Genomic DNA, 25471 nt, shown 5'->3' on the forward strand with positions numbered 1-25471 from the left:
TTTTTAAAACAAAGTTGTTGAAATTAAGCCATTTTTTTTATTATATTTGTAAAAGCTTATTATTTTTTATATTTAAAATAAGTAATTTAACAAAATGAGTTGATTTTGACTTATTATTCTAATATAATTAAGTTATTTATGACTCATTTGCACTATATGGAAATTTAGTTAATATATTAAGTCTAAAATGACTTATTTTTAAAAAAAGGGGGATAATTTTGAAGTTTAAAGATGATTTTTATAAAAAAATTATGGATGCATCCCATGATGAGATTTGTGTTGCTGACAATAAAGGTAATCTAATTTATTGTAATAAAGCATTTGAAAAAAACTACGGAATAAAAAAAGAAGAGATGCTTGGTAAAAATGTTAAGATATTGTCTGAAAAAGGCTATTCTACAGTAGGTGCCATACCTCAGGTTTTGATAACAAAGAAAACTAGCTCTATGGAACAGTTTACTAATACAGGAAAAAAACTTGTCTTAACAGCCACTCCCCTATTTGATGATAAGGGTGAGATTGAATTTATAGTTGAAAACACTAGAGATATTACAGAACTTAATCAAATAAAAAACAAATTAACAGATACACAAAATGAAGTTAATAAATATAAAAACGAAATTGAAAATATATATAGAACTACTCTGAAAATAGAAACTGATATTATTCTTACAGGAAGCGTTATGAAACCCATAATCAATACAGTAAATCAAATTTCAAAAACAAATGTTATAGTTTTACTCCTTGGGGAATCAGGTACTGGAAAAAGTTCATTAGCCAGATATATACATAAAAACAGTAGAAGATCAGATAAACCATTTATAACTATTAACTGTGCAACCATATCACCAGAACTTCTTGAATCGGAATTATTTGGATATGTGCCAGGTGCTTTTACAGGAGCTTCAACTAAAGGAAAGGCTGGTCTTGTGGAGCTTGCTCATGAGGGGACTTTATTTTTAGATGAAATTGGAGAGATTCCTCCAAGCCTTCAAGCAAAGTTTCTTCAGTTAATTCAAGAAAAAACCTTTACTCCAGTAGGTGGCATGAAAGAAAAAAAGGTAGATATTCGAATTATATCTGCTACAAACTGTGATTTATTAAAAAAGGTAGAGGAAAAAAACTTTAGAGAAGACCTTTACTATAGATTAAATGTTATTCAATTAAAAATACCTCCTCTAAGAGACAGAAAGGATAACCTTATTGAATTAATAAAACATTACTTTAATAAGTATTGCTTTGAATTTAATATTAATAAAATAATTACAAAGGATGCCATAAAATTAATTTCTTGCTACGATTTTCCTGGTAACATTAGAGAACTTCAAAATATTATACAAAAGCTTGTTTTAACATCTACTAATCATGTGATTACTGAAAAAAACCTTCCAAAAGATATTTTCAACTATAACTTTGATTATAATATTGAGGATAAGGAAGACTTTTTTAATGAACATGATTTTGATACTTTAATGGAATCCTACGAAAAAGAGATTATTTCTAAAACCTATAAGCATTATAAAAGTTCCTATAAGGTAGCCAAATGCCTAAATATATCTCAATCCAAAGCTAGCAGACTTATTAGAAAGTACAATCTATAATAATTTAATTACAGAGTTTATCGACAGCGTAAGTAGAACTATAATTCCCTAACATATAAAAAATGCCAGTCTAAGCTGGCATTTTTTATTTATTCCTCCCAGTGAGAAGGTCTATTTATAAATAGTGGTAATTTTGTTTTAGAGTTTCCTCTTGCACTATTTATTTGGGACTGAGTAAGGTACATTGTATTTTCCGCATTACAACCTCTAATATCTGCATCCCTCATATCTGCTCCAATAACAATTGCACCACTTAAATCCCTATGTTGTAGATTTGATCCTATTAATAAAGCTCCTGCTAAGTTTGCTCCTATTAAGTCTTTATTTCTAAGGTCCTTTCCTATAAAATCAAAACCTAAAGGTTCATCTTTTTTTATTTTAGGATTTATTTTTTTTATTACATTTGCTCTAACTTCTTTTAGTAAGTAATTTACTTTTGTTCTATGCTCTTCCACATCAATTTTTAATATATTACTTGCACAAAGATTTGTAAGATCTTCTGTTTCTATTATCATATCATTTATATTTTTTCTCAAATCTTCACTTTCTGCAAAAGTAAAACTATCACACAAATACCAAATCATTTCTTGCAAGTTTTTTACTACTACAAAAACATCATACATTTCTTGTGATTTTTCTTGTGAATTTTTCCAACTTACATTTTTATATATGTTTTGGGCCACCTTTTGACCTGCTCCAAAACAGTCATAGTTAATACATCCCTTTAGATTCTTTTTACTTAGATCTTTATGTATTTTACAAGTAAAATCATCTTTAAGGTTTTTGCAAGGTTGTCCTGCAATCTTATCTTGGGGAAAATTATCTATTGTAGAAAAATACAAGGCCACACAACAAAAACCAAAGCATTTACTACAGTCTATTTTTAAATTCTTATAAGAACTTGTTTCATTATAATTTCTATACTTCATTTTAACTCCTATTATTTAGCAAATTTATTATAAAAATTCACTAGCATTCCTTCCTTTATATCTTCCATTTCATTCATACATCCTAGCTCTTCTAATATTGTTAGAGCAAAAGACAGGGCAGTTGCTGGTCCTCTACTAGTTATTATGTTATCATCTATTACTACAGCCTCATCTTCTATATAACTAACCTTTTCTTTTTCTTGGATAAAACCAGGATAAGACGTACATTTTTTACCTTCAAGTATATTAAAATACTCTAATGTTTCTGGTGCAGCACAAATTGCAGCAATTATTTTTTTACTTTCATTCATTTTAGTAATTAATTCTTTTACACAGTTGGCTTTTAGGTTTTCTGCTCCTGGTAACCCCCCAGGAAGTACCACAGCATCATAATCACCAGAATTAATATCTTTAATACTACAGTCAGATTGCACTACTATATTGTGAGTTCCTCTCACGTACTCACCTTCTATAGAGCACATTTTACAATCAATATTACCTCTTCTAAGCACATCAACTACTGAAAGTGCCTCTATCTCTTCAAATCCGTCTGCTAATAATACTAATACTTTTTTCATTTCTTACTCTCCTTATTTTCCAGTTATAATTTAAAATTGGAATCATTATCATCTTGAATTTTTTTTTCATTCTTGCTATTATTTAATAGATAGTTATTATAAGCAAAAATTAAGAAAATTCAAATATATACTTTAGCTATACACAAAACTTATGAGGTGAATCAATGTTAATTAACACACATTTTATTATATCTAAATCTGTATTAGATAAATTAGAATCAAATAAATCTTTCTTTTTAAGTGAAAAGAATTTTATTTACGGTAACATTAAGCCAGATATTTCTTCCAAATATGTGCTGAATAAGCATTATTTAGATGAGTCTTTGTCTATGGTTCTTGAAAAAATAAAATATCTATGTCACTTAACTTTAGATTCTTTAAAAAAATATTTTTCCATAAGTAAGCTAAGTCAAGAGTTAGGTGTTATTTGTCATTTTTTATGTGACTTTTTCACTACTCCTCACAGCGAACGTTGGGAATTTTCTCATAGCATGAATAAGCATGTTACTTATGAAAAGGAGCTAGCTTCTTATGCTAAAGACATGGATTTTTCAAATTGTGATCTAAATTGCCAAATCGATTATAATGTGGAAGAATTTTTCCATAGCTTATACAAAAAATATAAATCTTGTCAAACTAGCTATGAAAATGATTTAAAGTTTTCAGCTTATGTGTGTGGCATGGTTGTAAATCATGTTCTTGACTCAATTTTAGCTAACACAGCAAATTCTTACACATTAGAAAATTGTGTATAAAACAAATAGGACTATTTAGTCCTATTTATTTTTTTGATTTTTTCTATTGCATCTCTAACACTGCTAACTACATAAGATGCACTTTCTTTAACATCTTTGTTTGATTTATCCATTGCAAAACTATGTTTTATATCTTTTAACATGCATATATCATTTGGTGAATCTCCCATAGTTGCAACTTCATCCAAGTTTATATTATATTTTTTACAAATATGTTCTATTCCATGGCGTTTAGATACATGGTTAGGAACTATATTTAGGGTATAAGGCCCAGATAAGTAAATATCACAAACATCACTAAATTCACTTTTGTAATAATACTCCAATCTTTTAAGCTCATCCATATTATTTGATACTATACCTACATTACCAACTAGGTTATCAAAATTCTCTTTTTCAAACATTTCTTTATCTAAAATGTAATCCTTAGTATAATTACTAAAAGCGTCTTCTCCTCCACTCAAAATAATATCACCATTATATTTTAGATAAAGATGAGCCAAGTCTGATTCAAATCTATTTATAATTTTTCTCACTAAATAATCATCTATAGGTTCTTTAAATATTAAATTTTTGTCTTTGTCAAAAATAAAAGAACCATTTTCGCAAATAAAATATCCATTTAACTGAGTTTTATCACTTAACATCTTATATGCCTGTTTAAAGACCCTTCCTGTTGCCACATGGAATATTACACCTTCTTTTTCTATTTCCTCTATGGCTTTTATGTCTTCATCACTAATTCCATTGTTATAAAGTGTTCCATCTAAGTCACAAAATATATGTCTTATCATTTTGCCTCCTAAAAATCTATATTATATTTAATAATTCTAGTCTTAAGTCGTTTAACAAAGTTTTACATGCTCTGTATCTAATTTGTTGTCTATCTCCATTGAATATGTATTTTTTCACAATAGTTTTGTCATTTATTTTAATTCCCATATATACAAGTCCTACAGGTTTTTCTTCACTTCCACCCTCTGGACCTGCTATACCTGTTGTAGACAACCCAATATTTGTGTTATGTCTTGCGGCAACGCCTTCTGCCATTTCTTTTGCACACTGCTCACTAACTGCACCTACTGAGTTTAGAGTTTCTTCTTTCACATTTAAACTCTTCATTTTTGCTTCATTCGAGTAAGTTACGCAACCTTCCATAAACACAGAAGATATGCCAGGATAATTTATTAGAGATGAAGATACCATTCCACCTGTACAAGATTCTGCCACTGATATAGTTAAGTTGTTTTTTACTAGAATTTTTGCAACTTCATCTTCTATTGTAGTTTCATCTTCACCATATACAGTTTCTTTAAATCTATTTTTAATTTCTTTTACAACTGGTAAAATCAACTTTTCTACTTCTTCAACAGTTTTTCCTTTTGCTGTTATTCTTACAGTACATTCTCCATCTTTTGCATAAGTGGCTATAGTAGGATTTACTTGTTTTTGGATCAAATCTAGTAGATCATTTTCTACCTTAGACTCTCCCACACCAATTATTCTAATAACTTTTGACTTAAGTATGTCTTCACTATTTTTTTGTAAAAATGGCTTTACAAAGTTATCAAACATAGGCTTCATTTCTCTTGGAGGTCCTGGCATTACTATTATAGTTTTATTATCTTTTTCCATAATGCATCCTGGTGCTGTACCATATTCATTTGGTAGTATGATAGAATCTACTGGAAAATAAGCCTGCTTTTTATTGTTTTCAGTAGGTGTTCTTTTCATTTTATTATGTATTTCTATAATTTTGTCCCATGAAGTCTGGTGAAATTCCATATCTAAGTTAAAATATTTGGCACAGACTTCTTTTGTAAGATCGTCCTGCGTTGGCCCTAGCCCACCAGTTAATACTACCAAGTCACTTCTTCTAAAACTTTCTTCCAACTGATTTAACAGCCTATTTTCATTATCCCCTACAGTTATTTGATAATATACATCAACTCCCATATTTGCTAATTCATTTGATAAATAATGAGTATTTGTGTTTAGTATATCTCCTAAAAGTATTTCAGTACCTACAGTAATAATTTCTGCTTTCATTAATATCACCTTCTTAATTTATTTTAGAATGATGGTGGTGTCATAGCACAAACTAAGACACATGTTTCATCACCATAATTTTCATACACATGGGGAATTTTACTATCAAAATAGAAACTAGCTCTTTATTTATATGTGGTATTCATTATATTTTTTTAAATATAATACTGCATATATTTCCAATTTATATTAAATATAGTAAAAATTCAAGTAAACTTATAAAGTATTTATAATATTTAACAAATAAATTTACAGAAAACATACTTTAGTTATAGAAGATGTTTTAAGATAAAACAATAGGATGTCTCAAAATGATTTTTTCAATCATTAAAGAGACATCCTTTTAATTTAAATATACTAGAGTATATTATTATTATATTTTTAAATTTTCAAGTCTTTCATTTGCTTCTTCTAAACCATAAGCTGCTGACTCTTCATATAATTCCTTGGCTTTTTTAAGATCATTTTCTGTACCATAGCCTATTTCATGTACTTCCGCCATATTAAATAAAACTATTGATATTTCTTCTTTATCGCCCATTTCTTTGGCATCAATTAATGCATCTTCATAAAGTGATAAGGCTTTTTCTAAATCTACTTCTACTCCATGTCCAAAAATATACATCTCTGCCAAGTTACTTTTTGCAAGATATTCACCTTGTTCTATGGCTTTTTCATACCATATTTTAGCCTTTTCGTAATCTTGCTCTACTCCTTGTCCCTCTTGATAAAAATATCCTAAGTTACACTGGGCATCAGCATATCCTAAATCTGCAGATTGTTCATACCATATTCTGGCTTGCTCCAAGTCCTTATCTACGCCTATGCCTTCGTTATACATATAGCCAAGTTGATACATGGCTAATTCACTTGCATACTCGGCAGCTTCTTCAAAAAGTTCAATAGCTTTTTTATAATCTACTTCTACACCATCACCACTCAAATACATAAGTCCCAAATTATAAAGGGCGCTTATATTGTTTAGCTCACATGCTTTTTTATACCACTTTACGGCTTTTTTATAATCTATATTACACCCTTGCCCCATTTTATACATAACACCTAAATTGTAGGCAGCGTTGGAATTTCCCAGTTGTGCAGCTTTTTCATACCACTTAATAGCAGCTTTATAATTTTGCTCTACACCTATACCATTTTCATAGAAGCAACCTACATTAAAACAAGCAAACTCTGTCTTAGAACTTTTGAACCAATAAATGGCCTTTTCATAATCAACTTCAGTGCCATTCCCTTTATAATACATATTACCAAGGGCGTACTGGGCATCTTTGTATCCTTGATCAGCTGCTTTTTTATAAAACTGTAAGGCTTTTTTATAATTTTTCATTTTATAGTATTTTTCATCGGCTTCTATATCTATTTCAAAAAAACGTTCCAAACCGTCCATTCCATATTCATAAAAAATCCCAATTATGTATTGGCTATAATCATTGCCTTGAAGTGCTGACATTTTGCTCAAAAGGAAAAATTCCTCAAAATTTTGTTCTCCATTTAATCCAAAAAGAGAATCATTTGCATCTTTTAATTTCTTGTACGCATCTAGTTCATTGTACTCCAGTAGATCTTCTTCAAAGTTACTCATACATTCCCCCTATATATTATTTTCCTTACTAAATTTGTTTTTAGTATTATTCATACTTAGGTAATTATAACACAAAGTTAAGAAGGCCTACACATTTTTGTGTATGCCTTCTCTTATTTATTATATAACTAATACTACTATAAACTCTCTTGCCATTTATAAGATAAGTTGCAACTAGTCATTACTTTTAATATAAAACTTTAGTGCTTCTCCAATAAATTTAGATGAACCACTTCTATATTTATTATCCATTAATTTTATTATATTAGAATCCAAACAATATTGTTCTGATTGATATGTCCAATAGTTTTCTCCAATTTCTATTTTTAAACAGTCATGTTGTTTTTGTGTTTCGTCTACTATTTCTGCGATTATTTCTTGAATTTCTTCACATGATGGAGACTTGCTTAAATCAGACGTAAGTTTTTTATATAGAGTTTCTAGTTTAGGCTCATAATCATCCAGATTATATTTTAGGGCTTTCCCTATAAATTTAGATGAACCAGATCCATATATATTGTCAACTTTTTCTATCCAATCTGGTAATACCAGATAAAGTTGTACCATTGAGTGCCAATAACTGTCTCCCATATCTCCTCTAAAAATTTCATAATTATCTTTAGCCATATTAGTTATGTCAGTAGCAATTTGCTGAATCTCCTTTGATGAAATATCCTTGCTTAAATCAGCTGTAAGTTCTTTATATAGTTCTTTCAATTTAGGATTATTATCACAAATACAATCTTCCTTAAACCTATCCATCTCTTCTGCTTTAGTTAACATTAAACTATTATTCAAATTTTCCTTAAGTGCTTTAGCATATTTTTCTATGCTGCCATATTGTTTTATAGCCATAGTGGCAAACTTTTCTTCCTCAGATTTCACCTTTGAAATTATTTCATCATACTTATCTATACTTCCCCACATTTTAATAACTTTCTCAGTATTTTCTTTTTTAAATTCTTCTAAAACATTATAATACTCAGTCATATCAAATTCATTAAAGCTCATAGTGTTTACTCCTTCTAATGTATTATTTATTAGTTCTATCAAACCATTTAGTCTATCTCTTTTTAAAATAATTAACTTTTTATGGTTTTCTAGAGCTTTCATCTTATCAAAGTTAGGATTAGTTATGATATCTTTAATTTCGTTTAATTGAAAATCAAGTTCTTTAAAAAATAGAATCTGTTGCAAAGTTTCAAGGGCTTCATCATCATAAAGTCTATAACCTGCTTGGGTTAATTTAGTTGGTTTTAATAATCCGATTTTGTCGTAGTGATGTAGCATTCTCACACTTATTTTTGTTAAATCTGAAACTTGTTTTACTGTTCTCATAATTTTATCTCCTACCTTGGTTTTAAATCTCAATAACACATACACTCTGCCGGCATGAATTTTACTTGTGTACTGGACCTGTAATTTTAGAGTACACTATGACACAATGTTAGGGTCAATACTTTTTTCAATTTAATTTTTATATTCTTTGTGTTTAATTGTAACATATTTTATTTATACTATATTAAATGTAAAACTTTTTTTCATATAAATAACTACAAAGCTTAGATACTGTGGAATAAATACACTTAGTAATTTATATAAATAATAACCTGCAATGGCTACAATACAGATAACTAGAAGTTTCAATATAATATTACTTACTCCAAAGTTTACTGGTAAACTAGGAATAAATATCTTTAAAACACCTAAAGCAAAGGCTACAAATAGTGCTATATTTACTAAACATAATGCTAAAATTACAAGGCCAAAAGCCAATACTAAAGGCATTATTACAATTATATTTAGTACACCAATTATAAAATTAATACTTGTATATATCAGTTTTTTATCTATCATTACATACCTCTCTATAAATATCAGTTTTTTTCAAACTACTAAAAATTTTCTTAGACATAAATCCTATTAAACCAGAAAATAGCGCCGCAACGAATATAATTATATGTGTTTGATTATTAAGAGATTCAAATAAATATCCGTATATTATTTGACCAATAGGCGTAGAACACATTGTCATAGCCAAACAAAATGAAATAACTTTACCAGTAAGGTGGTTAGGTGTTTCACATTGAATAAAAGTTAAAATTTGAATACTAAATAAAGTAGATACTGCCATTATTAAAAAGCAACAAACTGTAACGACAATATATGAAATCATAGGAGTTACATTAAGCATAAGCACAACACCTATTGGAGTCAAAGCTAATATAGCAATTAATAAAATTATATGACTGTGGTAAATCTTAATTTTATTTGCTAAAACCCCTGTCATAATTCCACCACATAATCCACCAAGGGCTAACATACCTTGAGTTACCCCATAGGACTGACTAGACATATTCAATGTTTGAGTAATAATAACTGGTATACCAATCATTATCAAAGAACTTAAGAATAAATTAAAGCAAGATATTATAACAATAGTTTTTAAAATCACTGGATTTTCTTTAAATATAAAATTTAAACTGGTTAAAAGATCTTCTTTTACAATGGAAAAAGCCCTTAATGTAGTTTCTTGCTTTTTATAAGGTATTTTTATAAATATCTCCATAATGGCTGATACAAAGAAGCAAATTATACTTGCTACTAAAATAGGCATTAGCCCATAAAAACCATATAAAATACCTCCAATTACAGGACCTAGTAATCCAGCAAGTGAGCTAACTTGATTTATAACAGCATTGCCAGGCAATAAATTATCTTTATCTACTAAAATTGGTATACTTGCTTGAACAGTTGGTTGGTAAGCACCTTGTATTCCATATAAAGCCATTAATGTGACTATAAGAGTTATTACTAAGTCAAACCTCCCTATAGAAAGTGCAAATACAGTAATCAATAATGCAGTTAGAAAATCTAAGAACACCATAATATTTCTTTTATTAGCTCTATCTGCAATAATTCCTCCAAAAGGAGTTATTGTAATCATAGGTATTAAGGAAAAAGCAGACACAGCTCCAAATAAAGCCGCAGAGTTTGTTGTGTCCAAAAGATAAAGTGGTAATGCAAACCTGAGTATTGAATTGCCAAAGAGAGAAATTATTTGACCTACTACTAATAAGCTAAAATCTTTGTTAAAAAGTTTTGCCTTGTTATTCATTAATAAACCTCCATATATTAATATTATTTTTCTTTTAATTTTTAAACATACATTCGTTTGGTATGTATATCTTAAAAATTAAACTGCCACATGGGGCAGTATTTTTATTTTCTTTCTTTTTCAATAATAGCTCTATATTTTTCTAACACATGAAGAACATTATCGTCTAATACAGGTATACCTAAATCGTCAACTAACTTCCTAAAGAAGTTAAATTTACTCTTAAATTCTTCTTCTGTAGAATGAAATATAGCTGGATTTAACCATATATTCATTAAAATCATAAATGTCTCTGCAACCTCTTTTGGATTATCAGTTACTATTGACCCATCTTCTATGCCTTCTCTAATAATTGGCTCTATAAGATTAGGTACAATACTTTCTATGGTATTATAAAGTTGCTGAGTTAAAAATCTAGGATTTTTCATTAAATTAGGTGCTGCAGTAGCTAATTTTTCTTGCCCAGGGTTTTTTAATGAAATAAGTAAAGTCCTATTAAGTTTTTCTAACCCTGTAAAAGAAGTAGATTCTTTTAATGATTGAATTTGACTATCAGATGAATCATAAAGCCTAGGTATAACAGATTCTATTATTTCTTCTTTAGACTTAAAGTGATGATAAATCGCTCCTTTACTTAAATCTCCTAAAGCATCTACTATATCCTGAATAGTAGTGTTATCATAGCCTTTTTCTAAAAATAAATCCATAGCTGCATCTAGAATACGGTTTATAGTAATCTCAGGATTTTTATTTCTCGCCATTATATCCTCCTTTACATACTTTCGTTCGGTATGTAAAAAGCTTAGCAATTATTTTTGTATATGTCAACTAAAAATTAATATTTATAAAAAGTCATCAGCTAAAAAAATAACACTGGAATGATAATTTTCATTCCAGTGTTAAGTCTAACTTTTAGGTCCCAGTACATTCTCTATACTTAAGTAAGCACCATATAAAAGAAACTAACATAAACACTACAAGGTGCATGAAAGTCCCTCTAATTATAGATCTACACTATAATCTGAATATTCAGCCATATATTATCCCTATATTAAAATATATTGTATATATTTAAAATGTCAAAATACAAATTACAAATAAAGCTATCGTTGATAACGCTAGAAAAACCAAAGAAACGCCTGCTTTCTTTTTTCGTGACTCTATTACCATCTTATCCATTTCACTCATAGATGATGGATATTTTCTCCTTCCAATTAAATATAATACTAATCCACCAGCTCCATCTCCACTTAATGAAAAAAATCCCCAAAACTTCGGATGTTTAAATCCTCTACTTGTAGCATCAAGTTCTGTCATCTTATAAACTTGATATGCTAAATTTGATGCTCCTAATATTACAACAAAAACAACTATAATTAAATACCAACTCATATAATCCCCCTAAAATTTATTAACTATTTGATAGAATAATATTGTTGTGCTTATCACACCTACTGAAGCACTTCCTATCATAAGATAAGTATTATTTGCTATCATACCATTGAAAAAGATAAATAAAATAAGCAAAAAACAATTTAATCCAATAGCCATCAATAGCTTTTTGTTGCTATTTACAACATTCGTGCTTTCATCCAAGTATTTCATCATGTTCGAATCTCCTTTTAATAGTTCGTCCAGACTAATACTATAGAGATCACTCAACTGGATTACACTTATAACATCTGGATAAGATTTTCCATTCTCCCAATTTGATATAGTCTGTCTAGAAACTTGTATTTTCTCTGCTACTTTTTCTTGAGTTAGCCCAGAATTTATTCGTGCATTTTTCAGTTTACTTCCAACCTCCATAATATATCTCCTTTCATTAATACCTTCTCATATTTTAATGGTATTAGTCTATCAAGTATCTTTTACATTACATTTTTTCTGTGTCAAAATTGTTTTACATGGCTTATTTACACACTTTTTTGTATTTTTCTTACGTTTAATTGTATACTACTTTTTATTTGTTAACTATATATTTACATATACATTTAATAAATAAAATAAGTCTTAGCCATCTACTATTAATGGCTAAGACTATTTATTTACTTATTAATTTAATTACTGTATATTATTTAAAATTTATAAGCTTATTTTTTAATTGATTTTCTATATTTCTTAATTCCACTTCTGCTTCCCTACGTTTTTCGCGTCCCTCTGTTTGTATATTAAGTATTTCATCAAGAGTTGAAATCAATGATTCGTTGGTAGCTCTAAGTGTTTCAATATCAACAATTCCTCTTTCAGATTCTTTTGCAGTTTCTATAGTAGAAGTTTTTAATATTTCTGCATTTTTACGTAAAAGTTCATTTGTCATATCTGTTACTTCTCTTTGTACTCTGGCAGCATCAGTAGCATGAGCAACTCCAAGGGCTAACACAATTTGACTTTTCCAAAGTGGAATAGTATTTATAATTGTAGATTGTATTTTTTCAGACATTAGAGTGTCATTATTTTGAATTAAACGAATTTGAGGAGCCATTTGCAAAGAAATCATTTTAGTTAATTCTAAATCGTGAATTTTCTTTTCAAATCTATTACAAAGAGCAATAAAATCATTTAATTCTTGGGCATCCTGAGGATTACCGCTTTTTTTTGCTTTTTCTTGCAGTTTAGGAAGTTCTTCCTTTTCTAATTTTTGAAGTTTCTTTTTCCCAGCTAAAATATACATATAAAGTTCTTTAAAATATACTTTATTTATTTCATACATTCTATCAAGCATGGCAATATCTTTTAAAAGCTGTATTTGATGCTTTTCAAGAACGTTACACATTTTAGTAATATTATTTTCTACATTTTCATAATTTACTTTCATTTTAGAAATCTTGTCTTTGCCTTTTTTAAATAAACCGAAAATCCCTTTTTTCTCTTCACCTTCTTCAAAGTTCTTTAGCTCAAGAACTACACTAGATAGCATTTCTCCAATTTCTCCTAAATCTTTAGTTCTCACATCATTTAATGCAGCTTGTGAAAAATCAGAAATTTTCTTTTGAGCACCTACACCATATTGTAAAATAGAATTTGAATTACTTATTTCTATTTTATCTACAAATTGATCTACCATTTTTTTCTCTTCTTCTGTCAGTTGTATCTCATCAATTATTTGTTCTTCTACTTTTTCTTCTTTTATTTTTATAGGAGGAGCTTCCTCCTCAAATGATTGAAAACTTAATTCTGGTTTTATATCAATAGCCTTTTCTTTGAATTCATCACTCATTGTTAGTGCCTCCCTTTTTAAAATTCGCGACCCTCATGTCGCCAACGATATATCCTCGTTATCACTTCGGATAAATCCGTTGCTTAAAATTTACTTCTTAAAGTCTTCTTCTCCTAATCCTTCTTGTTTGAATAATGTTTTAAGAACAGAAATATCTGTAGAAATGTCTAATACAACATCTTCAAATAAATCATCTAATAAATTTTCAAAAGCATTATTAATAAGATCAATACTCTTTTCAATTTCAATTTTAGCATTTTTTATATTATCACCTTGAACTACTTGATCATTTAACTCTTTGTATGAGTTGATTAATTTTATAGTAATAGGAAGATAATGATTTATAAATTTATTAACTTCTTGTGTTTTATTAGGATTTTTTTCAACTTGATTAAGGATTTGATCTCCAATGTTTCCTAATTTATATAACTTTATAGCTATTTCTTCTCTACAAAGCTCATCTTTTACAGCCTTTATTTGTTCAATATAATCTCTACCTATTTTAATAGTAGATTCTATTTCTTCTTTTCCTGAATTATCTATTTCTTCTTTCAATTTTTCCTTGTTAATTTCTTTAGCCATTTGTTCCTTTTTTAGATTTAAATAGTCATTATAGACTTCATCATTTAACATAAAATAAGTTTTTTCTTCATCTATATGTCCTTCTAAAAACATGCCTAAATCAATCATTTTACGTAAGTCTTTAAGTACAAAACTTTTTTTCTCTTTTACAAATCTTGCCAAGTCATCAATTAAGAAATAACTATTGTCGTCAATAAATCTTACATAAGTCTTAAAACGCTTTACTCTTTTTCTTACATTTATTCCTTTTAATAATAAACCTACACTTCCTACAAAAAATAAAACTAAAACTCCCATAACAACTTGACTGCCTACAATAATACCACTAAATAGTGAATTAGCTATTAGATATAGCCCCACTGAAGAACCATAAATTACACTTCCGCCAGCTCCAAACACTATATAAAGTATTCCTGATATACTTCCAGCTGGTCTTTTACTAATGTATTTTGATATATCATTTTTTGATTTTTTATTTAAACCCATGTATTTTGCACCATATTCATTGAACTTTGATTTAAATTGATTTAGTGTGTCCTCAGTTTTATAGTTAATATCCCTTTTTAAATTAGCAACATCTATTGCTTTTAGTGCACTGTTAACTGTAGACATAATTTGATCTTCTAAATTAGAAAAGTCTTTTTTATTCATTATATTGCCTCCAGATTATTTTTCTTATTATTAACATAAATCTAGATATATACTATATCCTTGTGATAATATTTTAAGTTTATTATATATTATAAGTTAACTAATTGTAACTGATAACCTAAAATTTACTTTTAAGTGATTTTTTGATTTTATTTAAATTTATACTCTTTGCCAATATATAACCTCCTTTTTTTTAAATGTAAAAAAATCCTACTAGTGCACTTAAGTACACTTATAGGATTTTTTAATCTAATTTTTAATTACTATTCTTTACTTCCTAACTTCTTTTTCATTTTTCTAGCATCAAATTTATAAGATAAAATTAATACAATTATTCCTAATGGTAAACATATTAAATATACCAATGACAACATTAATAACATTACTCCTAAAATTAAAAGTAATAATTTCACTAGAAAATTATAGGGTTTTATCTTTTTTTCATCAAGAGCATCCCAAGTGCCTTTTCTCCATTCTAGTGGATCTTCTTTAAAATCTTCAAAGCCTTTTTTTATTTTACCCATTATAAAATTCTCCTATTTTTAATTACTATTCTTTACTTCCATACTTCTCTTTCATTTTTCTAGCATCAAGTTTATAAGATATAATTAAAAGAATTATTCCTATTGGTAAAAATATAAAATATACCAATGATAACATTAAAGCCATTACTCCTGAAACTAAATACATACCTTTTAATATAAAATTATAGGGTTTTATCTTTTTACCATCAAGAGCATCCCAAGTGCCTTTTCTCCATTCTAGTGGGTCTTCTTTAAAATCTTCTAAACCTTTTTTTATTTTACTCATTATAAAATTCTCCTTAATTTTTCACATTATACTCTTGTTCCTACCTGAATTAAATTTACATTATTTGTAACAAATGTAAATTATTGTTATATTATGTATTATAAATTATAACATTATTTATATTTTTGTCATATATAATGTGTCATATATGGTATAAAATAATCATATTTTCAGGAGTTTATCTTAACTTTATAAAACAAAAAATATCCTCATTATATAGATACCCTAATAATCTAAACTTTTGATATAATATATTTGAGAGATAAAAACACAGTTTCGGTTGGTAGTCCGAACCTATTTGTAAAATAGCAGTAACCTGCCCTCCTGGGTTGTCCATTCTTTTGTAATAAAATTACAGGAGGAGTTATTTATGATACAAAGTAGTTGCAAATTAACAGTATTATTTCAAAATCAATTTTGGGTTGGTATTTTTGAAGGTGAGTGTGAAAATGAATATAGTGTGGCAAGAGTAGTCTTAGGGTCAGAACCTACAGAAGCTCAATTATATGAATTTATACTAAAAAACTATAATAAGATTCCATTTAAAAAAATTCAATCTGAAACATTCTCTAATCAAAAGAAAACTAATTACAAGAGATTACAAAGAGAAGTAAAGAAACAACAAAAAGAAATAGGTGTGGGTACAAAAGCTCAAAACGCTATTAAACTTCAACATGAATCAGCTAAAGTTGAAAGAAGAAGAAAAAGAAAAGAAATAAAAGAATCTAAGAGCGACAAAATGTATGAATTAAAACAAATGAAGAAAAAAGAAAAACATAAAGGTCATTAATGAAAAATGTAATGTTTTAATTGCTATTATTTGTTTAACAAATTAAAGCTCCCTACAAAAATAGGGAGCTTTATTATTCGTTACATAAAGTATTTTTTTTCTAAATGTTCTATATGCATAGGTTTTTCGTAATAAAATCCTTGAATAGTATCGCATCCAAGATTTCTTAGTACTGAGAGTTGAGTGTCACTGTCTACACCTTCTGCTACTATACTCAAACCTAATCCTTTTGCCATATTTATTACAGCTTTTACTATTTCATAATCTTCCTTAGACCTGTCTATCCCTCTAATAAGGGATATATCGATTTTTAGGGTATCTACAGCAAAACTTTTTGCATACTTAAAAGAAGAGTAGCCACTTCCAAAGTCATCTATGGATACTTTTATTCCTAGATCTCGTATTATTTTTAGTTTTTCTATTACTATTTCACTATCATCAATAGCTATTCTTTCAGTTATTTCTAAATTTATAAGTGAAGGATTTATATTTGTATTTTTAAGATTAGAAACTATTGTATCTAAAAATCTTTTGTCTGAAAGCTGGATAGGTGATACATTTATTCCAACTTCTATGTCTATATTGTATAATTCTTGCCATTTCTTTATTTGTAAGAATGTGGACTCTATAATCCAATTTCCTATATCAATAATTAAACCAGTTTCTTCTGCAAGTGGTATAAACTCTGAAGGATATACAAATCCTAATTCATCATTTTCCCATCTAATTAGGGCTTCAATACCTACTATTTTATTGTTGTCTATATTAAATTGTGGCTGGTAGTATAGAATAAATTCTTTATTTTTTATTGCTTTTTCCATAAGTTTTTCCATTTTTAATTTGTTATACATATTGTTTTCTTTATACAACGAAAACATGCTAGATGAATTTTTCTTTGAAGCGTACATAGCCATATCTGCCTTTTTCATAAGAGTCAATTTGTCCTCTCCATCAGTTGGATAAATTACTCCACCTATACTAAAATTAACCTTAAAGTCAATTTTTTCTATACATATGCCTTTATCAAATTCACTTATTATTTGATTAGCAAAGGATTTTAAATCTTCTTCACTATCTATATCTGTATAAATTATTACAAACTCATCTCCACCTTGTCTAATAATAATACTATTTTTACTAGAGTGTTTTTGTAACTTATTGCCTATTTCATTTAAAAGTAAATCTCCCACTTCATGACCATATAAATCATTTATATTTTTAAATTTGTCTAAATCTAAAAATAGTATTCCAAACTTACTATTATCTTTGGATGATTTTACTATTAGCTCATCTAGCTTATTTAGAAGGTACCTTCTATTATAAAGATCTGTTAGTGTATCTTTATTAGATAAATAATTTAACTCTATATTTTTTTCATGAAGTTCCTTAGTTCTTGCTAAAACAGCACTTTCAAGTCCTTCATTTATCATTTTATATTTTTCAACTAGTATTTTATTTTCATTTAACACCTTTATTTGTCTTATTACTATAATAGATATAAAAATGCCTATTATAGCTTGATGTTGGTTTTTTATATCTAATACAAATAAAATTGGTATAGGTACTATAGCTAAATAAGACATAAAATCTTTATTTTCACATTCATCAATATTTTTAAAATTATATTTGCTATTCACTGTAAATAAGTATTCAATGGCCGATAATCCTATTAATAAAAAACTTATTATCCAAAGTGAATCTAGTACTGTATTTGACACATAAGTATTTTCTAATATTTGGTACATATATACCATATCTGATAAAGAAAAGAGTAACACTCCTAAAAAATTTATTACAAAAAAATTGCCTTTTATAATATTCTCATTATTGTATATATATATAATACTTAAATTTATCAAAGTCATAAAATCTAAAATATTATATAAAATCAGATAAATATTAGTATTAAATAACATTTTGTTATGATTTAATATGGGCATAATAGATGCAATCAAAATGGATATATACATAATAAAAATTATAACAATATCCAAAGATAGTTTAGTTTTTTGCCTTTTATATGTTCTTATATTTTTTTTAATTAAAACTAAACTACTTAAAAATATGAATATGTTACTAGGTAAGTAAAATGAAATCGTTAAACTTGGCATTATAAGTTTTTCATTTAGAAAAATTTCTTTTATTCCCCAAATAATTTCGCCAATTCCAAAGCTTGTTATAGCCAAAAAATTCAATAACCAATAATATTTTAATTTATTTTTTTCTGTATTTTTAAATGTAATATATACAAGCACAATAGAAGTAATACATCCTAGTATGCCAATAGCATTAGTTATCATTTCATAGTATATATTTGTAGAAGGATAACTAAATAATATTACTAAAAATACTATAACCCCTATATAAATCTTATAAAATTTTATTTTGTCTATTTTATTTTCCATTTCATCCCCACTTTTTTAGTTTTTCACACTTAATTATACGGTTTTTTTTTATATTTATTAATATAGAATAAAAAATTTTAAATAAAAAACTAATAATATAATTTTATCTTTTATCTATTTTTTCATAATACACTTCTCCCCAATTACACATCATTGTAAGAATGGGCATCAAACTCTCTCCTAATTCTCCTAGTGAATATTCTACCTTTGGAGGAACTTGTGGGTACACTTTTCTTATAATCAATTTATCACTTTCCAACTCGCTCAATTGTTGTGTTAACATTTTTTGTGTTATTTTAGGAATAAGCCTTTTTAATTCGCTAAATCTCTTTGTTCCTTTGCTTCCAAGATGCCAGATAATAATAGGTTTCCACTTTCCACCTATTAAATCCATTGCAATCTCAAAAGTGCATGCATACTCTTTGTTTTTGAAATTTAATACACATGGTTCTAAACTCATATTTATCTCCTTTTTACTTTTTACAGTATCCTTTTAGATACTATAATACTAATAAGTGCGTACTTGTGCTTATTATATCATTATTTTAAAATTATATCATAATACAAAATAGTATAAATAAAGGAGATTATAATTAATATGCTGGATGAAATTATTGATAGAAGAAGTATAAGGAAATATCTTAATAAAAAAGTTGAAGATGAAAAAATTATTAGCCTTATTGAGAGTGGAAGGCTTGCTCCATCTGGTTCCAATACTCAACCTTGGCATTTTATTGTAGTTAAATCTGATGTAACTAGACAAAAGTTAGCTGAGGTATCTCATAAGCAAAAGTGGATGATGTCTGCTCCTGTTTTTATAGTATGTGTTGCAGATATACGCTCAAGAATTAAAGAAGATATAGATTTATCATTAAATGAAAATAGTCCCCAGCAAGAACTTAAACAAATAATAAGAGATACATCCATAGCTGTAGAACATTTAGTTTTATGTGCCCAAAAACTAGGACTTAGTACTTGCTGGGTTGCTTGGTTTACTCAAGAAGAAATTAGACCTATTCTTAATATACCTTCTGATAAATATGTAGTTAGTGTTATTACTGTTGGTTATTCAGATGAATCCCCTAAGCCTCGTCCACGAAAAAGTTTTGAAGACATAGTACATTATGAAAACTGGTAAATTTACAAAACACTTTACAAATAATATCATTGTCATAAAAGGCATAGAATCTAATTAAATTCTATGCCTTTTCAATATTTGTAAGAAATTCGCTTCTCTTAAGCCACTGGGTGGACCCTATGAAATTTCAGGAAACGACCTTGCTTAAAAATACATTTTTTACACTTTCTAAATAAGTTGATATAACTATTATTCTCTAGGTTAAATAATTAATTTAAGTTTTAAAATACTATTGGATAATATAAGAGCTAATAATTTCACCATAGTAAGCTGTGTGAAAATCTCTGTTCCCTCCATGGAATGAGCTATCTACATCTTGTGGGTAGAATGTTAAGTTTTCTTGTGAAATAGCATTCTTATCTTGTTTTTGTTTATATATAACTCTACATTCAAGTGTTAGTGGAAGTTCTTTTATTCCTGGAACTGAAATACTTTCAGGTTCTTCAAGTGATAAGTTAAGTTCACTAACTTTATCAGTAGTACTCCCTGATTTCGTTCCACATATACCCAATATTTTTCTGTTAAACTCACCAAGTGGTATATTTACAGTGAATTCAGGATTTTCTTCAAGTTGCTGTTTTGTAAAACGGTTCTCTCTTATAAAAATTGTGAAAATAGGTTTTCCCCACTCTATTCCAAGCGTTCCCCAGGAAGCAGTCATAGAGTTGACTTTATTTCCTACTTTTGTTGTTATCAAAACACCTTTTTCAACAGCTTTCATGATTTCGCTAGCATAATCTAATGGGTTTATTTCTTTTTTCATAATATTATTCTCCTTTAAATCTTTTATCATTTTAGATAATATAAAATTTCTATCCTCTTAAGGATTTTAGTATCTCTAGATTTATTATATAGTTTGTTTATTTTTAAATAAAGTAGGCACTTTTTGGTTACTTACTAACTAAAAGGTGAGTGTCTAATGCCTGTTTTACAAGTTTTTTATCATTGGGGTAATAAAGATTTTAAAGAGAACGCTGCTAATTAAAATAAAAATCTCGTGTTTCTTCTATATTAAATACAGTTAATCCAGGTATCAACTTATTAAATCTAAAATTTATACCCCTCTAAATTACTATTTATGTATATGATGTCAAAGATATTTTTATCTCACAATCTAAAACTTTTGTAACAATTATCATAGTCCTAAGAAGTTTATAAATAATTTATGTGTGTAATTTTTTAAACATAAAAAAATGGTATTAGGCTAATACTCTTTTTCTTCGCATTATATTAAGATTATGAATTAAAGTGTTCAGTTCTAAAGTGACTTAAATATAATTTAATACTTAAAACATGTTATTACAAATTAATCGAATATAATTAGTGTTAATATTACATAATAATATCGTAACATAAAAAATAAGATAACAAAGGAGATGTAATAATGAAAAAAAATGAAAGTATAGCTTGCGAGGTTACAGAATGTAAATACCACAGTGATCAAGAAAACTACTGTGCTTTAGACAAAATTCGAGTTATAAAACACAGTGGTTCAGCGACTACAGTTGAACAAACTGATTGTGGAAGTTTTGCGAAAAAAAATTAATTTTAATATTGCCTACTTATTGTAGGCAGTATTCTTTATATAGGCAATTCAATTTTTTGTAATGCTCAAATAGGTACATTATAAGTATTGAGGTGTTCAAATTTTTTCCATGAACCTGCATAAGTAAAATGTTTTAATCTCATCCTAATTTACTCATGTTCTATTTAAGAATTACATTAATTTAATAAATTTTTTTATCCACCATTCTCTATCTAAGCTAAGGTATCCATTAGGAGTTACTATAACATACTCATCATTTATGTCTAATACATCAGGTACACCTGTATATACCATATCTATGTAAAAATTAAATGGTTTAGATTTTTTATTCAATTGGCATTCTAATTCCTCTATATAATCACAAAATTTATTGCCCACTATTATTTCATAGAAAGAAATAGCACTTTTACCACCTGCTTGCATCTCCCACCACTCAATAAAAAGTGGATATGCTTTTTTACAACATTCTCTAAGCTCTATGTATTGTAGTTGCGAAAAATCATTTACATTATACTTTTCATTAACTAATACACACATTTTATTAGGATTGATATTATTACATTTTTCTTCTATAGCATTATTAAACCATAGTTTCCATTGTGATTTTAATTTATCACTTTGTAATTTTTTACAATCTGTATTTAATAGATTAGTAGGCCAAGGTGTATTTGAATCATCAAAATTCTTATCATCAATTAAATTATACATACATCCAGTAAATATAATAAAATTTAGCAGTTCATCTGTAGATGTTCTAATGGCCCAAGACTTATTAACTTCCTCATTTACCATTTTTTTAATCCCTTTCTACTTATTTTTAGTTTCCAATATATTAAAATGAAACTTTTATTTTAACTTAAGTAAGTCATACTTTATAATATTTCTATTTTGATCTAAGCTTTCAACTAGCTTTAACTTAATAAACTGACCTACTTCATAAGAATCAAATATTTCTTTATCATTTATTTCATACTTATTGCCTTCATATCCTAACTCAAGAATATATGTACCTGGTAATTTTAAAGGAATTCTATCTCCTCCAATTGTCATTATAGTCCCTTTACAAAATATTTTGTTCATTATTTCCATGCTTACAATATCTTCTTCAGTATATTTTATTATCAATTTTAATTTCCTTCTATATGTTAGAATCATTAATTTTTACTATAACATTGAGCAAAAGGGGATTATATATTTTTCAACATTCTCAGATAATTTAAAGGTTGATGAATTTGAGAAAAATAATATAGTTTCTTTTACTACTATACCATATAATTCTACTGAGCATATTAGATGTAGTGGTGCAGTTATTCAAAAAAGTAATTTAATTACAATCAAAGCCAAGTCATAAATTTATAGTATAATAAATAATCCAAAGATAGTTAATATATCTTTGGATTATTTGATATTATTTATAAAAACTCATTTTCCCAGTCAAAGTCACCAGATTCTTCATAAGATAATGGCCAATGAGCGCACCATTTAGGAACATTCGGTTTTTCTACTCTATCTATACTTGGAGTATATGGCTTTATATCTAATACACTGCTATTGTTCATTGCATCAATATAAGTAATATATATTCTACCATTTTCATAATCAATATATGTTATTTCAGTTATAGATAGTGCTATTGGATTTGGTCTTTCAGGTGATCTAGTTGCGAATATTCCCATCTTTTGGGGAGCATTTTTATAAGGTTTATTTACTTCAACAATGTTTCTACTTCCATTATTATCGCATTTATCAAACCACCAAATTACATCAATATGAGAAAAATCCTCTAATCCTTGAAGTGCTTTTACATACTCCTTATTGATTTGAATAAACATTTCCTCTCCTGCTACATTAATTTTACCCACTTCTTTTAATTGCATATTATTTACCTCCTAATTATTTGTCTTAAAAAAATAATAGACCCTCACATGATGTGAGAGTCAACTAATTTTATTTTAATGGAATCTGTATTTCAGTGAGATATTCTTCTGGATTTTTAGTGTCATCTACTCCTATATGACATATCTGCCTAGAAGGTTTTTCTGCCATTTGTTCTTTATTACTTTCAAGGTAATATGCAAGCATTTCATATCCTTTCGCTAAATTTTCATAGGGACCATGTACCATTGCATATGCCATTTTTTCTACTGCATCTACTTCTCTATATGCAAATCCTTCTTTATTTTCCCCTAATTTACCTACAACAAATCCAACTTCAACGTCTACATTTTCATCCTTATGTTCAGTATCATGATACATAGCAATATTATTGTACACATCCTGTTTTATTGAAATATTTTCTTTTTTAATAAAATCATATAATCTATTCCATAAAATTCCCTCATGAAAATTAGTCGGAATTATTTCTCTAGTAGATAATATGAGTATTTTATCTACTTTTTTAAAATTTATATTGCAATGTATCTTAAAATTCTTTTTTTCTATTTCATTTATAGCACTATTTATTTTTTCTATCCTTTGTTTTTCAAGTACTATTTCTTTATTAATTTCAACCTTCTTATCCTGTAATTCCTTCACAATATTTACTTCTTTACCGCCTAATATAATATGCTTTATTTCTGCTGTTGAAAATTTTAAATTTTTTAATAAAATTATTTTTTGAAGCTCTGGTATCTGATTTGCGCAGTAAATTCTATATCCTGTAAACAAATCAACTTTTGCTGGTTTTAACAAGCCGATTTCATCATAATATCGTAACATTCTAATAGAAACCTGAGTTAATTTTGAAAACTCTCCAATTCTAAACATATATCCCCCTTAATACATTAAATAAGTTATTAATTTTTTATCTTATATAAAGTTCATTTCTATTACATATATATCCATTATATTATAACTACTTACTAAACTAAAATGTATAACCTTATATATAGATGTTGAACAAACAGAAAATAGTACTAAAGGGGTTTTACATAAATATTCTTAGATAATTCTCTAAGTTTATTTATATCTAGTATATATATTTTTTTATCAGCACATTTAATAATTGATTTTGATTCCATTTCTTTAAGAGTTCTGTTCAAATGTCTATATGTTGTGCCTAAAAATTGGGCAATCTCTAAATATGATGAATTCAAAATTATATAATCTTTGTCTGTAAGATGTTCAACTAAATAAGTAGACACTCTATTTATAAGGGGATATACAAAATTATATGAGCTATTATTAATAGTTCCATAAAGTTTTTCACTCAAAGAATCCACCAAATGATGTAAAAGTTTTAAGTTATTATAATACTTTCCTCTAAGTACAGTCGCAGGTATTGCTATGAGAAAAGTATCTTTTACTGCATCAACATTACAAAGTATAGGTGTATCTTTTAAAAGTTCTAAATCTCCTATTGTATTAAAATCATTATAAAACTTTAAAGTCATTGACTTCCCATTCTCAAAAGGATAATAGATTTTAATTTTTCCATCAACAAGTAAATAATAATACTCCAGAATTTCCCCTGACTCTAATATGTACTCTTCACCTTCATAGAAATGTAGTTGTGCATATTCTAATATTTCATTATCAAATATACTTTCTATATTGTGCTTTTTAATATAATTATTTAAAAGCTTATTATCACAAATTCTTTTCATAACTCCTCCTAACATGACCCATGTCATGTTCTGACTTTTATAAATATATTATTTTATTTATAGAAGTTTGTAAAGAGAGACTGGAGGATAT

General features: G+C 27.4%; 29 protein-coding genes. 6 read left to right on the forward strand and 23 right to left on the reverse strand.

Annotation, left to right across the window (positions count from 1 at the left end):
* The first annotated feature begins 218 nt into the window (after nt 1-218).
* Nucleotides 219-1601: a sigma-54 interaction domain-containing protein gene (locus tag JW646_RS01490; RefSeq protein WP_228416314.1), complete on the forward strand. Its 1383-nt coding sequence runs from the start codon at nt 219-221 to the stop codon at nt 1599-1601.
* 89 nt (nt 1602-1690) lie between these two features.
* On the opposite strand, the gene JW646_RS01495 is transcribed toward JW646_RS01490, so the two are convergent.
* Both JW646_RS01495 and JW646_RS01500 read right to left on the reverse strand, forming a co-directional pair.
* Complete coding sequence (locus JW646_RS01495; protein WP_228416315.1) at nt 1691-2530, reverse strand: pentapeptide repeat-containing protein; 840 nt, start codon at nt 2528-2530, stop codon at nt 1691-1693.
* An 11-nt stretch (nt 2531-2541) separates the two neighbouring features.
* Nucleotides 2542-3108, reverse strand: a complete 567-nt coding sequence (locus JW646_RS01500) for a DJ-1 family glyoxalase III (protein WP_228416316.1) — start codon at nt 3106-3108, stop codon at nt 2542-2544.
* A 164-nt stretch (nt 3109-3272) separates the two neighbouring features.
* Here JW646_RS01500 and JW646_RS01505 point away from each other — a divergent pair, with 164 nt between their 5' ends.
* A complete protein-coding gene (locus JW646_RS01505; RefSeq protein WP_228416317.1) occupies nt 3273-3863 on the forward strand; it encodes a zinc dependent phospholipase C family protein in 591 nt (196 codons plus the stop codon).
* A gap of 11 nt (nt 3864-3874) precedes the next feature.
* On the opposite strand, the gene JW646_RS01510 is transcribed toward JW646_RS01505, so the two are convergent.
* The 13 genes from JW646_RS01510 to JW646_RS01570 all read right to left on the reverse strand — a co-directional run bounded on the left by JW646_RS01510 (nt 3875) and on the right by JW646_RS01570 (nt 15896).
* Nucleotides 3875-4657, reverse strand: coding sequence for an HAD family hydrolase (locus JW646_RS01510; RefSeq protein WP_228416318.1), 783 nt, complete (start codon nt 4655-4657; stop codon nt 3875-3877).
* A 16-nt stretch (nt 4658-4673) separates the two neighbouring features.
* Nucleotides 4674-5912: a competence/damage-inducible protein A gene (locus JW646_RS01515; RefSeq protein ID WP_228416319.1), complete on the reverse strand. Its 1239-nt coding sequence runs from the start codon at nt 5910-5912 to the stop codon at nt 4674-4676.
* 373 nt (nt 5913-6285) lie between these two features.
* Nucleotides 6286-7515, reverse strand: a complete 1230-nt coding sequence (locus JW646_RS01520) for a tetratricopeptide repeat protein (RefSeq protein ID WP_228416320.1) — start codon at nt 7513-7515, stop codon at nt 6286-6288.
* Between the two features lie 174 nt (nt 7516-7689).
* Nucleotides 7690-8853 carry a MerR family transcriptional regulator gene (locus tag JW646_RS01525; protein WP_228416321.1) on the reverse strand — a complete coding sequence of 388 codons (1164 nt, stop codon included), beginning with the start codon at nt 8851-8853 and terminating at the stop codon, nt 7690-7692.
* 174 nt (nt 8854-9027) lie between these two features.
* Entirely contained in the window at nt 9028-9372 is a 345-nt protein-coding gene (locus JW646_RS01530; protein WP_228416322.1) for a hypothetical protein, read from the reverse strand.
* Nucleotides 9362-10633: an MFS transporter gene (locus JW646_RS01535; RefSeq protein ID WP_148557495.1), complete on the reverse strand. Its 1272-nt coding sequence runs from the start codon at nt 10631-10633 to the stop codon at nt 9362-9364. The genes JW646_RS01530 and JW646_RS01535 overlap by 11 nt, the downstream gene beginning before the upstream one ends.
* A 104-nt stretch (nt 10634-10737) precedes the next feature.
* Nucleotides 10738-11394, reverse strand: coding sequence for a TetR/AcrR family transcriptional regulator (locus JW646_RS01540; protein ID WP_148557494.1), 657 nt, complete (start codon nt 11392-11394; stop codon nt 10738-10740).
* 310 nt (nt 11395-11704) lie between these two features.
* The gene (locus JW646_RS01545; RefSeq protein ID WP_148557493.1) at nt 11705-12025 is read right to left on the reverse strand and encodes a hypothetical protein; all 321 of its coding nucleotides are present in this window, start codon (nt 12023-12025) and stop codon (nt 11705-11707) included.
* Between the two features lie 9 nt (nt 12026-12034).
* Nucleotides 12035-12442, reverse strand: a complete 408-nt coding sequence (locus tag JW646_RS01550; RefSeq protein ID WP_074917810.1) for a helix-turn-helix domain-containing protein — start codon at nt 12440-12442, stop codon at nt 12035-12037.
* A 265-nt stretch (nt 12443-12707) separates the two neighbouring features.
* Nucleotides 12708-13853 carry a toxic anion resistance protein gene (locus tag JW646_RS01555; RefSeq protein ID WP_148557492.1) on the reverse strand — a complete coding sequence of 382 codons (1146 nt, stop codon included), beginning with the start codon at nt 13851-13853 and terminating at the stop codon, nt 12708-12710.
* Between the two features lie 90 nt (nt 13854-13943).
* On the reverse strand, nt 13944-15086 hold the full coding sequence (locus JW646_RS01560; protein WP_074917815.1) for a 5-bromo-4-chloroindolyl phosphate hydrolysis family protein: 1143 nt from the start codon (nt 15084-15086) through the stop codon (nt 13944-13946).
* Nucleotides 15087-15349: 263 nt separating this feature from the next.
* A complete protein-coding gene (locus JW646_RS01565; RefSeq protein WP_228416323.1) occupies nt 15350-15610 on the reverse strand; it encodes a hypothetical protein in 261 nt (86 codons plus the stop codon).
* A 25-nt stretch (nt 15611-15635) separates the two neighbouring features.
* Complete coding sequence (locus JW646_RS01570) at nt 15636-15896, reverse strand: hypothetical protein (RefSeq protein ID WP_228416324.1); 261 nt, start codon at nt 15894-15896, stop codon at nt 15636-15638.
* Between the two features lie 370 nt (nt 15897-16266).
* Between JW646_RS01570 and JW646_RS01575 the strand changes: the two genes are divergently transcribed.
* Nucleotides 16267-16686 (forward strand): YjdF family protein, encoded by a 420-nt coding sequence (locus JW646_RS01575; protein WP_228416325.1) that lies wholly within the window; start codon nt 16267-16269, stop codon nt 16684-16686.
* Nucleotides 16687-16766: 80 nt separating this feature from the next.
* On the opposite strand, the gene JW646_RS01580 is transcribed toward JW646_RS01575, so the two are convergent.
* Complete coding sequence (locus tag JW646_RS01580) at nt 16767-19091, reverse strand: putative bifunctional diguanylate cyclase/phosphodiesterase (protein WP_228416326.1); 2325 nt, start codon at nt 19089-19091, stop codon at nt 16767-16769.
* 103 nt (nt 19092-19194) lie between these two features.
* A complete protein-coding gene (locus tag JW646_RS01585) occupies nt 19195-19551 on the reverse strand; it encodes a winged helix-turn-helix transcriptional regulator (protein WP_228416327.1) in 357 nt (118 codons plus the stop codon).
* Nucleotides 19552-19689: 138 nt separating this feature from the next.
* Between JW646_RS01585 and JW646_RS01590 the strand changes: the two genes are divergently transcribed.
* Nucleotides 19690-20229 (forward strand): nitroreductase family protein, encoded by a 540-nt coding sequence (locus JW646_RS01590; protein ID WP_148557482.1) that lies wholly within the window; start codon nt 19690-19692, stop codon nt 20227-20229.
* A gap of 229 nt (nt 20230-20458) precedes the next feature.
* Here JW646_RS01590 and JW646_RS01595 read toward each other — a convergent pair whose 3' ends face one another.
* Nucleotides 20459-20992 (reverse strand): flavin reductase family protein, encoded by a 534-nt coding sequence (locus tag JW646_RS01595; RefSeq protein ID WP_228416328.1) that lies wholly within the window; start codon nt 20990-20992, stop codon nt 20459-20461.
* Nucleotides 20993-21613: 621 nt separating this feature from the next.
* Here JW646_RS01595 and JW646_RS01600 point away from each other — a divergent pair.
* The gene (locus JW646_RS01600; protein ID WP_148557480.1) at nt 21614-21775 is read left to right on the forward strand and encodes a DUF1540 domain-containing protein; all 162 of its coding nucleotides are present in this window, start codon (nt 21614-21616) and stop codon (nt 21773-21775) included.
* 171 nt (nt 21776-21946) lie between these two features.
* Here JW646_RS01600 and JW646_RS01605 read toward each other — a convergent pair whose 3' ends face one another.
* Together JW646_RS01605 and JW646_RS01610 are read right to left on the reverse strand one after the other, a co-directional pair.
* The gene (locus JW646_RS01605; protein WP_148557479.1) at nt 21947-22567 is read right to left on the reverse strand and encodes a hypothetical protein; all 621 of its coding nucleotides are present in this window, start codon (nt 22565-22567) and stop codon (nt 21947-21949) included.
* Between the two features lie 54 nt (nt 22568-22621).
* Complete coding sequence (locus JW646_RS01610; protein ID WP_187359268.1) at nt 22622-22900, reverse strand: hypothetical protein; 279 nt, start codon at nt 22898-22900, stop codon at nt 22622-22624.
* Between JW646_RS01610 and JW646_RS20315 the strand changes: the two genes are divergently transcribed.
* Entirely contained in the window at nt 22863-23126 is a 264-nt protein-coding gene (locus JW646_RS20315) for a hypothetical protein (protein WP_408647769.1), read from the forward strand. The genes JW646_RS01610 and JW646_RS20315 overlap by 38 nt on opposite strands.
* Before the next feature lie 61 nt (nt 23127-23187).
* Here the strand turns inward: JW646_RS20315 and tsaA are convergent, their stop codons facing one another.
* The 3 genes from tsaA to JW646_RS01625 all read right to left on the reverse strand — a co-directional run bounded on the left by tsaA (nt 23188) and on the right by JW646_RS01625 (nt 25380).
* Complete coding sequence (tsaA, locus tag JW646_RS01615; RefSeq protein ID WP_148557477.1) at nt 23188-23652, reverse strand: tRNA (N6-threonylcarbamoyladenosine(37)-N6)-methyltransferase TrmO; 465 nt, start codon at nt 23650-23652, stop codon at nt 23188-23190.
* A gap of 70 nt (nt 23653-23722) precedes the next feature.
* Nucleotides 23723-24541, reverse strand: coding sequence for a MerR family transcriptional regulator (locus tag JW646_RS01620; protein WP_228416329.1), 819 nt, complete (start codon nt 24539-24541; stop codon nt 23723-23725).
* A 149-nt stretch (nt 24542-24690) separates the two neighbouring features.
* Nucleotides 24691-25380 (reverse strand): Crp/Fnr family transcriptional regulator, encoded by a 690-nt coding sequence (locus tag JW646_RS01625; protein WP_228416330.1) that lies wholly within the window; start codon nt 25378-25380, stop codon nt 24691-24693.
* Between the last annotated feature and the right edge of the window lie 91 nt (nt 25381-25471).

It is taken from the genome of Terrisporobacter hibernicus (assembly GCF_020809405.1).
Classification (GTDB): domain Bacteria; phylum Bacillota; class Clostridia; order Peptostreptococcales; family Peptostreptococcaceae; genus Terrisporobacter; species Terrisporobacter petrolearius.